A 12,354-nucleotide genomic window follows, 5' to 3' on the forward strand; every position below is an offset into this window, starting at 1 on the left:
TGCACTGATGGCGACCGGCCAGCACACCCTGAGTTCGTCGATCGCCCGCTTGCACGGTGACGAACAACCGGTCGGCCGGCCGCTCGACGATCGCGAGCTGGTCGCGGTGCGCCGCACCCGGCTGTTCGGTGCCACCGGCACGGTGCTGATGGCGATCGGCGCGCTGGGCGCCGGGGCGCGGCCGGTGATCCAGGATCCCACCTTCGGGGTTCGGCTGCTCAACCTGCCGTCGCGGATCCAGACGGTGTCGCTGACGATGACCACCACCGGCGCGGTGATGATGGCGCTGGCCTGGCTGATGCTCGGCCGGTTCGCGCTGGGTGAGCGGCGGATGTCGCGCGGAGAGTTGGACCGCACCCTGCTGTTGTGGATGCTGCCGCTGCTGGCGGCGCCGCCGATGTACAGCAAGGACGTCTACTCCTACCTGGCGCAGAGCCAGATCTGCCGACTGGGACTCGACCCCTACACGGTGGGCCCGGCCCGCGCGTTGGGGCTCGACCACGTCTTCACCCTCTCGGTGCCCAGCCTGTGGCGCGAAACTCCGGCGCCCTACGGTCCGCTGTTCCTGTGGCTCGGCCGCGGCGTCTCGGAGCTGACCGGGGAGAACATCGTCGCCGCCGTGCTGTGCCACCGGCTGGTGGTGCTGTTCGGGGTCGGCCTGATCGTCTGGGCCACCCCGCGGCTGGCGCGGCGCTGCGGGGTCGCCGAGGTCAGCGCGCTGTGGTTGGGCGCCGCCAATCCGCTGCTGATCATGCATCTGGTCGCCGGCATCCACAACGAGGCACTGATGCTCGGCCTGATGCTGACCGGCACCGAAGTCGCGCTGCGCGGCCTGGGTACGCCGGGGGCGACCCGCACCCTGCTGCCCCGGGACCCCACCCGCCGGCGGGACTGGGCGCCGCTGGGCCTGCTGCTGGCGGGTTCGGTGCTGATCACGCTGTCCGCGCAGGTGAAATTGCCCTCGCTCGTGGCGCTGGGCTTCGTCGCGATGGCCCTGGCCCGTCGCTGGGGCGGCACCCTGAGGGCGCTCGTGCTGGCCGGCGGGCTGATGGGCGGCCTGTCGCTGGCGGTCATGGCCGTCGTCGGCTGGGCCAGCGGACTCGGTTTCGGCTGGATCTTCACGCTGGGCACCGCCAACGTGGTGCGCAGCTGGATGTCGCCGCCGACACTGCTCGCGTTGGGCGCCGGGCAGGCGGGCATTCTGTTGGGCCTGGGCGACCACACCACCGCGGTGCTGTCGCTGACCCGTGGCATCGGGGTGCTGATCATCGCGGTCATGGTGTGCTGGCTGCTGCTGTTGGTGTTCCGTGGCCGGCTGCACCCGGTCGGCGGTCTGGGTGTCGCGCTGGGTGTCACCGTGCTGCTGTTCCCCGTCGTTCAGCCTTGGTACGTGTTGTGGGCCGTGATCCCCCTGGCGGCGTGGGCGACCCGGCCCAGCTTCCGGATCGCGGCGATCGGCGTGACCATCGTGGTCGGCGTCTTCGGCCCGACGGCCAACGGTGACCGCTTCGCCCTGTTCCAGATCATCGATGCCACCGTGGCCAGCACGATCGTCGTACTGGTGCTGATCGGGGTCACCTCCAGGCGCCTGCCGTGGCGGGCGCTGCCGGCCGCCGGGCGCGAGCTGCTCCACGACGCGGTGACGCTAGATGTGGTGTCGGCCACCACGACCGGCCAACCCGCTGCGCTGCCCGGCGCTTACGCTGAACCTCGTGAATTCGTCGACGACCCGCGTGCGGCTGCGCGGGGTGTGCAAGCGGTACGGGTCGGGCCCGTCCGCCGTGAAAGCCGTCGCCGACCTTGACCTGAACGTGCAGGCCGCCGAGGTGTTCGCGCTGCTGGGCCCCAACGGCGCGGGCAAGACGACGACGGTGGAGATGTGCGAGGGCTTCGTCCGCCCGGACGCCGGCACCATCGAGGTGCTCGGGCTGGACCCCATCGCCGACAACGCGCAGCTGCGGCCACGCATCGGGGTGATGTTGCAGGGCGGCGGCGGCTACCCGGCGGCCCGCGCCGGCGAGATGCTCAACCTGGTGGCCGCCTACGCCGCCGACCCGATCGACCCCGACTGGCTGCTGGCCACGTTGGGGCTCACCGACGCCGCCCGCACCACCTACCGGCGCCTCTCCGGCGGGCAGCAGCAGCGGCTGGCGCTGGCCTGCGCCCTGGTCGGCCGACCCGAACTGGTGTTTCTCGACGAGCCCACCGCCGGCATGGATGCCCACGCGCGCCTGGTGGTCTGGGAGTTGATCGACGCGCTGCGCCGCGACGGCGTCACCGTGGTGCTGACCACCCACCAGCTCAAGGAGGCCGAGGAACTCGCCGACCGGCTGGTCATCATCGACCACGGCGTGACCGTCGCCGCCGGAACGCCCGCGGAGCTGATGCGCAGCGGCGCCAAGGACCAACTGCGGTTCAGCGCGCCGCCCCGGCTCGACCTGTCGCTGCTCGTCTCGGCCCTGCCGGAGGATTACCGGGCCGGCGAGGTGGTGCCGGGCGAGTATCTGGTGGAAGGCCCGGTCGACCCGCAGGTGCTGGCGGCGGTGACGGCATGGTGTGCGCAGATCGACGTGCTGGCCACCGACATGCGGGTCGAGCAGCGCAGCCTCGAAGACGTGTTCTTGGACCTGACCGGACGGGAGTTGCGGTCATGAGCGGATCGGGTTTCCCGGCCGGCACGTTCACGCCGAACCCACGCCCCAACGCCGTCTCGCGGATGCTGGCAGCGCAGTTCGACCTGGAACTGAAGCTGCTGCTGCGCAACGGCGAACAGCTGCTGCTGACCATGTTCATCCCGATCACGCTGCTGGTGGGGTTGACGCTGCTGCCGCTCGGGTCGTTCGGCGACGACCGCGCCGCCACGTTCGTCCCGGTGATCATGGCGCTGGCGGTCATCTCCACCGCGTTCACCGGCCAGGCCATCGCGGTAGCGTTCGACCGCCGCTACGGCGCGCTCAAGCGGCTGGGCGCCACCGCGCTGCCGGTGTGGGGCATCGTCACCGGCAAGTCTCTGGCGGTGGTGGCGGTGGTGTTCCTGCAGGCAGTTATTCTGGGCGCCATCGGTTTTGGGCTGGGCTGGCGTCCCAACCCGGCGGGTCTAGCGTTGGGTGCGCTGATCATCGCGCTGGGAACTGCCGCGTTCGCCGCGCTGGGCCTGCTGCTGGGCGGCACGCTGCGCGCCGAGATCGTGCTGGCGGTGGCCAACCTGTTGTGGTTCGTCTTCGCCGGGTTGGGCGCGCTGACGCTGGAGACGACCATGGTCCCCACCGCGCTGCGGTGGGTCGCGCGGCTCACCCCGGCCGGGGCGCTCACCGAGGCGCTGTCCCAGGCGTTGAGCGTCTCGCTCGACGGGATCGGTGTCATCGTGCTGGCCGTTTGGACCGGCCTGGGCGCGATCGCGGCGCTGCGCTGGTTTCGCTTCACCTGAGTCGGCGTCGAGATTGCAGCCAGGGTCGTGGTTTCCGAACGACAGCCCTGGCTGCAATCTCAACGACGGCGGACCGTACTACGACGTGTAGTTGGCTGTGACCTACCATCGGTCGATGCACCTTCGACGGTGGCTACAGCGCGCGGTGGACCTGCTGCCCGCGCCCAGCCTGCGCGCCCAACGCGTCATCGCCGCGCTCGTCGTCCTAACCCAAGCCGGCATCGCCGTCACCGGCGCGATCGTCCGGGTCACCGCGTCGGGCCTGGGCTGCCCCACCTGGCCGCAGTGCTTCCCGGGCAGCTTCACCCCGGTCGCGGTCGCCGAGGTGCCCCGCATCCACCAGGCGGTCGAGTTCGGCAACCGCATGATCACCTTCGCGGTGGTGATCGCTGCGGTGGCCGCGGTGCTGGCGGTGACCCGGGCCCGCCGACGTGCCGAAGTGCTCGTCTACGCCTGGCTGATGCCCGTCTCGACGGTGGTTCAGGCGGTGATCGGCGGCATCAGCGTGCTCACCGGCTTGCTGTGGTGGACGGTGGCTATCCACCTGCTGACGTCGATGACGATGGTGTGGCTGGCGGTGCTGCTCTACGTCAAAATCGGTGAACCCGATTATGACGGGGCCGGGGTCGTCAGCCATGTCGTGGTCACACCATTGCGCGCGCTCACGCTGCTCAGCGCGGTCACCCTGGCCGCGGTGCTGGTGACCGGCACCCTGGTCACCGCGGCCGGTCCGCACGCCGGCGACACCAGCGCGGTGCGGACGGTGCCACGGCTGCAGGTCGCGATCACGACGCTGGTGCATCTGCACTCGTCGCTGCTGGTGGCCTACCTGTCGCTGCTGGTCGGCCTGGGTTTCGGGCTGCTGGCCGTGCAGGCGCCCAGGCCGGTGCTGGCGCGCCTGGGTGTGCTGGTGCTGCTGGTGTGCGGGCAGGCGCTGGTGGGGGTCGTGCAGTTCCACACCGGGGTGCCGGCGGCGCTGGTGGCGCTGCATGTCGGCGGCGCCGCGTTGTGCACCGCGGCCACGGCGGCGTTATGGGCGTCGCAGCGGACCCAGTCCGAGCCGGTCCAGGGCTGACTGCACTGCCACCGCGAAGAGACGCTGGGCGGCCTCGCGCGCGGTGTCGTCGAGCACACGCCAGCCCAGCGACGGCGCCACCAGGTCCAGCCCGGCCAACCGCGCGTCATCGCCGACGTCGGCGCGGGCGTAGAGCAGCTCGTCGGCGCCGATGCCGACGCACTGTGCGGCGGCCTGAAGCGCCCGGTGCCCGATGTCCCACAGCTCGAAGTCGGCGTCGATCGCGGTCGAGGCGGCCACGGCATGCGACTGCCTGCCGCCGACGAAAATCAACGCTGTGGTGCTCCCGGCGCGCGACGCGGTCGGCACACCGGCGTGGTCCAGGTCGCGCAGGTATCGCCGATCGGTGTTCCAGGCAATGACATCGGGGGCGTTGAGCAGCTTGGGCACCCGCCGCGACCAGGCCAGGAATTCCCCAACGCGGTCGGCGTAGTCGGTGATCTCACGCAGGATCACCAGGTCGCAGCGCAGGGTGTCCGGGTCGTCCCAGCGCACCGGGTGGGCGTGCAACCCGCGGTTGCGAAGTGCGGCAACCACCCCGGCGTCCCGGCCGGGGCCTGCCAGCGCGATACGCGGATGACGAATGTCGGGCCGGGCCAACTTCATGCGGACTCCACGCCTGGCGATGATAGTCACCATGGACGCGATCGAGATCAAAGAAACCGGCGGGCCGGAAGTCCTGCACCGTGTCGACAAACCACAGCCCTCCCCCGGTCCGGGTGAGGTGCTGATCGAAGCCGAGGCGATCGGCGTCAACTTCATCGACACCTACTTCCGGTCCGGGCTGTATCCGCGCACCCTGCCGTTCGTGGCCGGGATGGAGGTGGCCGGGACGGTGGCCGAGACCGGCGACGGTGTCGCGTCGCCGCGCGTCGGCGATCGGGTGGTGACCGCCGCGGCTTCCGGTGCGTATGCCGAATTCTGCACCGCGCCAGCACAATCCGTTGCTCAGCTACCGCCGGCGCTGGATTTCGACGTGGCGGCCGCCGCGTTGCTCAAGGGGTTGACGGCGCACTACCTGCTGACCTCGGTCTATCCGGTGCAGCCCGGCGATGCCGTGCTGGTGCATGCCGGCGCCGGCGGCGTCGGTCTGATCGTGACGCAGTGGGCGACGAGCCGAGGCGTGCGGGTGATCACGACGGTGTCGACTCCGGCCAAGGCGGAGTTGTCCCGGCAAGCCGGCGCCACCGACGTGCTGGACTACCCCGGAGACGATCCCGAGGGCTTCGGCAACCGAATTCGCGACCTCACCGGCGGCGCAGGGGTTGCCGCGGTGTACGACGGCGTCGGCGCGGCCACGTTCGACGCCAGCCTGGCCAGCCTGGCCGTGCGCGGGACGTTGGCGTTGTTCGGTGCGGCGAGCGGACCGGTCGCGCCGGTGGACCCGCAGCGGCTCAACGCTGCCGGCTCGGTGTATTTGACCCGGCCGGCACTGGTCCATTTCACCCGCACCGCCCAGGAATTAGATTGGCGTGCAACGGAATTGTTCGATGCGATCGAAGCGGGATCGATCGGTGTGACGGTGAGCGCACGCTACCCGCTCACCGAGGCCGCACAGGCGCACCGCGACCTGCAAGGCCGAAAGACCGTCGGCTCAATTGTGTTGGTGCCGTGAACCGTTGGAGTCCGCGGGGCGCTCAGCGCTCCAACTGCCCGGCACCATCGGCATCGTCGGGCCGCCGCCGAACTTATCGCAGACCAGCGTGGCCAACCCCGCTGCCTGCTCGCCGGCCGGGTTGCGCGCCGTGCCGACGACACCCAACGGCCCCGCCCCGTTGCCCGACACCTGCGGCCCGGCGCCGGACGGCGCGCCCCCCACCGGGTCGACGGTGACGTCCATATCCGCGAACTCATCGCCGTGATCGCGCAGCTTCACCCGCCGGCGCCGCCGCGTCCGCGTCTCGTGCCGCGCGGCCGCTGCGGCTGCCACCGCCGCGGCGTCGGGCTCCGGCGCCTTCCGTTTGGCGCTGGAATGCGCGCCGGTGCTCATCCCCGAGCCGAACCCGATTCCCGGCGGCCCCACCGCATAGGGCGGGAAAAAGCCGCCGCCGGCGGCCGGTGGCGGGGCCGGTGCCGCACCGGCAGGGGCCGGGGCGGGGGCGGGCGGGGGCGCGGGGGACGTCGCAGGGGCCGCGCCGGGCACCGGCACAGTCGAGCCCATTCCGGCGGCCGGCAACATACCGGGTGCAGTCGGCGCAGGTGCCGACGCAGGCGCTGGCACCGGCCCCAGGGCGGGCTCTGCGGTGGCCACACCGGCCAGCCCGACAAACGCGCCCGCGGACGCGGCGGGGGCCAGCGCCAGGGCGCCGGCGGTAGACGGGAGAAACGCATAGCCGAGCGGGAAGAACACCTCGTCGCCGTCGAAAAACACATAAAGCGGGTTCACCAGCAACGACAACGGATCCGTCAGGAGTCTGCTGATCAAGTGCGTCTCGGTGTAGCCCACCGGATTGGTCAGGAAGTCATATATGTTGTCGATCCCGAACGCATAAGCGGTTTGGTTCGAAATTCCTAACTGCTGCAGGTAAGCCAGCACTGTGTCGAAGCTCACGGGCTGGGCGGCCAGTGCCTGCGCGTCGGTCTGAGCCGCGGTAGAGCCCGCGGCCTTCTGGATCTGCGGCGCCGGGGTGGTCTGCGGCGTTGACGCCACCGCGGTGCCCGACACAGCCTGGTAGGCCGCCATTGTCGTTGCGGCCTGGACCCACATCCGGACATAGTCCGCCTCATTGAGCGCGATCGGAATCGTGTTGATGCCGAAGAAATTCGTCGCAACCAACGCCGCATGGACAGCGTGATTGGCAGCCAACTCGGCCAGGGTCGGCATGGCCGCCAACGCGCTGGCGTAGGCCGCGGCCGCGGTGTCGAGCTGGGCGGCTGCCGCCGCGCTGTCGACACTGGCCTGCATCAACCACGCCAGATACGGCGCGTGCGCGGCCCCATACGAGTCCGCGCCGGATCCCTGCCACGCCCCGGCCTGCACCGCCGCCACAACCGCGCCCAGTTCCTGCGCCGCCGACGAGTATTCGGCACTCAACGAATTCCACGCCCCTGCTGCCGCCGCCAGCGGTCCGGGCCCCGGACCGCTGCTCAACAACGCCGAATGCACCTCCGGCGGCACCGCCATCCAGACCGGCGCCGTCATCGTCGGCCGCCGACCATCAGATACCGGGACGCCGCGGCATCGCGTCGTGCATAACCGGCGCCGGGCTCAGCCGCCCGGGTCCGAGCCGCACGCACCCCGCTGACGCAGTGGTCCATGCTTCTGCCGTCCCCTTCCGCAGTGTAGCGCCAATCCGCCGAAGGTTAGCATTGGCTAAGCTAACTTGTCGAGGTCTCCAGAGCCGGACATCCGCGCAGCTGCGCGGCGCCCCATCCGTTGCGACGCAACCGAAATGACCAACGAGGCCGCGTTAGTCGCCCCATGTGGCCGCCGGCGTCGACACGGTGTTGGCCTCCAGGGCGCCCGCCATCGCATGACACCCGGCTTGGCGCAGCTCAGTGCACACCATGGGGCGGCGACGTCGCGTTGGTCACACCTGCCACAGGTGTCCCTGCGCCGGTCGGCACCCGAGGTGCCCAGCTCACAGCGACAGTTGTGGTGGTGCGGTGCTGCTAAGGAGTTGTGGTGGCGCGGTACCGCGAAGGAGGTTGTCGCGCAGAGGCGGGCACGGCGCACATCACCTCGTCCAGAGGCCGCCGACACAGAGGCCGGTGGTGCTGATGTGACCAGACAGCAATATGGGGATCGGGAGGTCTTCGGGTGCACGGCGCCGTGCCAACGACCTCGGTGGCGGTCGGGACCTGGGTGGCGGTCGGCTCGGCACGGCACCAACGGGGTTTGAGGTGTGTTGCGCGGCAACGTAGTGCCGACACGTCGTTTCGCCTCCAGGTGCTCCTGGCTGATCGGCCGCCCAGCAGGCTCACTGGTGCGTTCACGCTCTTCGGTAGCTCAGCGCGCTGCAGCTACCACAAACCGCGAATCGTGAGCCTAGTCAGGACTGCAGTAGTCGCCCATGTGGCCGCTGGCGTCGACACGGTGTCGGCCTCCAGGGCGCCCGCCATCGCATGAGCTGACTGCTTGCCGGCGATATCCGCCTCCGACCGTTCAGGTGGGCTTCCGGAAATGCTGGATGCCCCAGGCCAGGTAGCCGTTGTCGGCGGCTTCCACCCAGTTGTTGAGGCCGACCAGCATGTTGTCCAGGTACTCCCTGGAGGACCGCTGCTCGAGTTTGGCGCGTCGGGATTCCAGTTCCTGACGCACGCGGTCGTAATGCGTCCGGAGGTTGTAGACGACATCGACCTGGTCCAGAACTTCGAAGCCGATGGCCAGGGCCGCCTCCTGGTAGAAGCGCATCGAGGCGAGGTCGATAAGGTTGAGGCGGTCGTAGACCGGCTGCAGCGCACCGCCGGGCACATCGTTGGCCTGCATCGGATCGGTGAAGATCAGCTCACCGCCCGGCTTGAGGACGCGGAAGGCCTCCGCGAGCACCCGCCGGCGGTCGGTTGCATGCAGGAATGCGTCCTGCGACCAGACCACGTCGAAGGTGCCGTCGGGTTCCGGAATGTTGTCGAAACTGCCGTATAGCACCCGGATCTTGTCCTCCAGGCCGGCACGTCGGTTCTTGTGCCGATTCGTGTCGTTCTGCGCTTCGGAGATGTTGAGGCAGGTGACGGAACAGCCGTACTCGCCGGCGAGGCGCCGCGCCGACCCGCCGTACCCGGCCCCGAGATCCAGCATGCTGGTGTTGCTGCCGAGGTTGGTCAGCCGGTGCGCCATCCGGTTTGCCGTCTCGACGCTGGCAGCGGTGATGTCGCGGGTGTCCTCATAACAGCCGACGTGGATGTCCTCGCCGCCCCAGATCAACGAGTAGAACGTGTCGGCGTCGTCGCTGTCGTAGTAGGCCTGCGCCTGCGCAGTGTTCTCGTCCGCGCCCGCAGCCTGCTGGGCGGCCGGACTCAGGGACTTCTCGGCGACATGGATGAAGAAGTCGGGCTCGCTGTCCTGGTAGGTCTCCTGGAAGTCGCCGTAGGTGCGTACACGCTCGAAACCCGCCTCGCGCATCAGTCGCCGGACATAGTTCTTGCGCAGCGGGAACATATTCAGCGTGTATTCGCTGCTGTCCGCGAAGGTGTATTTGAAGCGCGCCAGACCCTCGTCGACATATTCGGGTTCTGCCGTGACCTGATCGCCGCAGTAGTAGTACTTATGCTTCGTCTTGAAGCCGTGATCGAGCATCTCATCGTAGTTCCGCTGATCGAGAATCAGAATTCCGTCGTGGCGCAATGCGGCATAGAATTCGGCCAGTGCCCTGCGCCGGTCCTGCTCCTCGTGTAGGTGTGTGAACGAGTTGCCAAGACAAATGACGGCGTCGTACTTACCGTGGATGTTGCGGTTCAACTCGCGCCAATCTGCCTGGACGGTCTTGAGAATGAGCGCGCGTTGCTGGCCGTTCTCGAACGCTTTGGCCAGCATGGCCGCTGAACCGTCGACGCTGGTGACGTCGAACCCGGCCTCCGTCAGGCGGACGGAATGGAAGCCAGTGCCAGTGGCGACGTCGAGAACGTGTTCTTTGCCCCGGGCGCGCAAAACATCGATGAAGAATTGGCCCTCGGATTGTGCCCGGCCGTCCCAGTCAATCAGTTCATCCCACTTCTCGACGAAACCCATCACATATTCTGCACGATAGAGATCCGTCTCGCGGTCGGTTAACGGATCCTCGCCGTAACTCTGTTCGAACGATTGCAAATCTGCGTTGTCTTGGACACTGGAACTCGACATTGACCTCTCTTTTCGGTTTTCGACCCACATAATTTCCAGAAGCTTCGCGATCGTTCAATGGTCGAATGGTCACGGGGCCGGGCCGAAGCCCACCCGCGAACCCGGACGGAACCGTGATCCCTGGGGTATGCCCCGGGGGGGTGCGGAACACACGCACCGCCGGGTAGAGCGAACCTGCAGTAACCACAACCCGGCGGAGTCGAAAGCGCAACCCGTTGTTTTCTGCACCGCGTTCCGAGTTTAGACCTCTAAGGTGCCCCCGCAAGATGTTCGTTGCGTGCGAGTCGAGCAGCGACTCGTCGATGCGGATCGCGGAGTCAGCGGCGAGGCCGGGCGTGCCAGCTGCCCGGCACCATCGGGACCGCGGGGCCGCCGGCGAAGTCGTCGCCGGTCACCCGGGCCAATCCCGCGGCCTGCGCGGCGGCTTCACCGCGCACCGTGCCGGCGAAGCCCAACGGCCCGGCACCGTGGTCCGACGCCGTCGGCGCGCCCCAGTCCGGGTCGACCTCGATGTTCATGTCGGCGAATTCGTCGCCGTGGTCACGCATCACCGCACGGCGCCGGCGCCGCGCCTGCCGCTGATCCCGCGCGGCCGCGGCCGCGGCAGCCGCGGCGATATCGGGCTCCGGCGCCTTCCGTGTGGCGCCGGAACTCACACCGGTACTCATCCCCGAACCAAAGCCAAAGCCGGGCGGCACCACATACGGAGGAACAAAGCCGGCCCCGCCGGTGGCGGGCGGCGGCGGCGGAGCGGGAGCGGTGGCGGCGGGGCTCGATATGGGAGCCGACGCGGGCGCCGGAGGCACGCCGGGGGCCACGGTCGACACCGTCAGGGTCGGGGCGGTCCCGGCGACCGGCAGCACAGTGGGCGCCGCCGCGGCGGGCGCCAGTGCCGGCACTGCGGGCTGCGCGATGCCGGCCAGCCCGGCCAAGCCGGCCCCTGCCCCGGGAACGGCCGCGGCGCTGGCCCCGGTCGCCAGTGTCGCCGCATTCCCAGCCGAGAAGATGCCGAGTTGCTCGATGTGCAGCGGAATGTCGAACAGCGCCCAGTCGAGGACGTAGTGGAACGCCACTGCCGGATTGTGGACCAGGTAGGTGCCGAACTGTTGGGCGTCCTCGAAGAGTTCGAGCGATCGGGCTACCCACCAGATCGCTTGGCCAGGTTCGGCCCAGGAGTCGTAGTGGGCCCCGTTGAGAGTGCCTGCGGTGGGGTTCCAGTGCACCCCGAAGTTCTTCAGCACATTCGCGACGACGTTGTCGAACCACAGGTCGATCCGCGGGTCGTGGGCAACGAGGGTGTTTCCGATACCAACCTGGTGCAAGAACTGCTGGAGCCACAGCGGAATACCCAACGGGTTGTCACCGGACAGCCCGATCCCGTCGGTATAGATGTACGACGGGTTCGGCGGCTTGGCTGCGGCGGATTTCTGGATCGCAGGCGCCGAGTCGGTCGGCGGCGTCGCCGCCGCGGCGGCGGTGGCGACCGCGTGATAGCTGCTCATCGTGGTGGCGGCCTGGATCCACATTCGCGCGTAGTCGGCCTCGTTGAGCGCGATCGGGACGGTGTTGATCCCGAAGAAATTCGTCGCCAGCAACACCGCATGGGTGGCGTGGTTGGCGGCCAGTTCCGCCAGGGTCGGCATGGCCGCCAACGCGCCGGTGTAGGCCGCGGCCATGGTGTCGAGCTGGGTGGCGGCCGCCGCGCTGTTGGCGCTGGCCTGCGTCAGCCACGCCAGGAAGGGCACGAACGCGGCCACGAACGATTCTGCGCTCGGCCCCTCCCACGCGCCGGCCTGCACCGCGGCCAGCACCGCGCCGAGTTCGTCGGCAATCGAGGAGTATTCGGCGCTCAACGAACGCCAGGCTCCCGCGGCGGCCAGTGCTGATCCGGGCCCGGGTCCGCTGCTCAACAACGCCGAGTGCACCTCCGGCGGAGCGGCCATCCAGACGGGCGCGGTCACTGTCAGCCCGTCAGGACGCGATACGACGATGCTGCCGCATGCCCACGATGACTGCACCCGCGACCGCCAGGCCCTCGGGAACGACGTGCACGGCCACGGCGAACCTCCTCAG

At 69.2% G+C, this 12,354-nt stretch carries 8 protein-coding genes and 2 pseudogenes; 5 read left to right on the plus strand and 5 right to left on the minus strand.

What is annotated here, in order from left to right:
- Positions 1-7 precede the first annotated feature (7 nt).
- The 4 genes from mptB (at position 8) to ABDW21_RS00935 (ending at position 4,502) form a co-directional block, all read left to right on the plus strand.
- Entirely contained in the window at positions 8-1,804 is a 1,797-nt protein-coding gene (gene mptB, locus ABDW21_RS00920) for a polyprenol phosphomannose-dependent alpha 1,6 mannosyltransferase MptB (protein ID WP_343709949.1), read from the plus strand.
- On the plus strand, positions 1,734-2,654 hold the full coding sequence (locus tag ABDW21_RS00925) for an ABC transporter ATP-binding protein (protein ID WP_343600938.1): 921 nt from the start codon (positions 1,734-1,736) through the stop codon (positions 2,652-2,654). The genes mptB and ABDW21_RS00925 overlap by 71 nt, the downstream gene beginning before the upstream one ends.
- Positions 2,651-3,427 carry an ABC transporter permease gene (locus tag ABDW21_RS00930; protein ID WP_343600936.1) on the plus strand — a complete coding sequence of 259 codons (777 nt, stop codon included), beginning with the start codon at positions 2,651-2,653 and terminating at the stop codon, positions 3,425-3,427. The genes ABDW21_RS00925 and ABDW21_RS00930 overlap by 4 nt, the downstream gene beginning before the upstream one ends.
- 115 nt (positions 3,428-3,542) lie before the next feature.
- Positions 3,543-4,502 (plus strand): heme A synthase, encoded by a 960-nt coding sequence (locus tag ABDW21_RS00935; RefSeq protein WP_343600935.1) that lies wholly within the window; start codon positions 3,543-3,545, stop codon positions 4,500-4,502.
- On the opposite strand, the gene ABDW21_RS00940 is transcribed toward ABDW21_RS00935, so the two are convergent.
- Entirely contained in the window at positions 4,458-5,108 is a 651-nt protein-coding gene (locus tag ABDW21_RS00940) for a hypothetical protein (protein WP_343600934.1), read from the minus strand. The genes ABDW21_RS00935 and ABDW21_RS00940 overlap by 45 nt on opposite strands.
- Before the next feature lie 31 nt (positions 5,109-5,139).
- Here ABDW21_RS00940 and ABDW21_RS00945 point away from each other — a divergent pair, with 31 nt between their 5' ends.
- Entirely contained in the window at positions 5,140-6,117 is a 978-nt protein-coding gene (locus tag ABDW21_RS00945) for a quinone oxidoreductase (protein WP_343600933.1), read from the plus strand.
- Here ABDW21_RS00945 and ABDW21_RS00950 read toward each other — a convergent pair.
- The 4 genes and pseudogenes from ABDW21_RS00950 to ABDW21_RS00965 form a co-directional block, all read right to left on the minus strand.
- The gene (locus ABDW21_RS00950; protein ID WP_343600932.1) at positions 6,097-7,644 is read right to left on the minus strand and encodes a PPE family protein; all 1,548 of its coding nucleotides are present in this window, start codon (positions 7,642-7,644) and stop codon (positions 6,097-6,099) included. The genes ABDW21_RS00945 and ABDW21_RS00950 overlap by 21 nt on opposite strands.
- 1,200 nt (positions 7,645-8,844) lie before the next feature.
- Positions 8,845-9,564: pseudogene (locus tag ABDW21_RS00955) on the minus strand (methyltransferase domain-containing protein); the annotation flags it as partial.
- Positions 9,556-10,311 (minus strand): annotated as a pseudogene (locus tag ABDW21_RS00960) (class I SAM-dependent methyltransferase); the annotation flags it as partial. The pseudogenes ABDW21_RS00960 and ABDW21_RS00955, both read right to left, overlap by 9 nt.
- A 287-nt stretch (positions 10,312-10,598) precedes the next feature.
- Positions 10,599-12,242 (minus strand): PPE family protein, encoded by a 1,644-nt coding sequence (locus tag ABDW21_RS00965; RefSeq protein WP_343600931.1) that lies wholly within the window; start codon positions 12,240-12,242, stop codon positions 10,599-10,601.
- Between the last annotated feature and the right edge of the window lie 112 nt (positions 12,243-12,354).

It is taken from the genome of Mycobacterium sp. (assembly GCF_039583805.1).
In the GTDB taxonomy this organism is placed as follows: Bacteria; Actinomycetota; Actinomycetes; order Mycobacteriales; family Mycobacteriaceae; genus Mycobacterium.

Coding starts and splice junctions, on each gene's coding strand:
- ABDW21_RS00950 (WP_343600932.1), bottom strand. CDS start 7,644: ATGACGGCGCCGGTCTGGATGGCGGTGCCGCCGGAGGTGCATTCGGCG.
- ABDW21_RS00940 (WP_343600934.1), bottom strand. CDS start 5,108: ATGAAGTTGGCCCGGCCCGACATTCGTCATCCGCGTATCGCGCTGGCA.
- ABDW21_RS00945 (WP_343600933.1), top strand. CDS start 5,140: ATGGACGCGATCGAGATCAAAGAAACCGGCGGGCCGGAAGTCCTGCAC.
- ABDW21_RS00935 (WP_343600935.1), top strand. CDS start 3,543: ATGCACCTTCGACGGTGGCTACAGCGCGCGGTGGACCTGCTGCCCGCG.
- mptB (WP_343709949.1), top strand. CDS start 8: ATGGCGACCGGCCAGCACACCCTGAGTTCGTCGATCGCCCGCTTGCAC.
- ABDW21_RS00930 (WP_343600936.1), top strand. CDS start 2,651: ATGAGCGGATCGGGTTTCCCGGCCGGCACGTTCACGCCGAACCCACGC.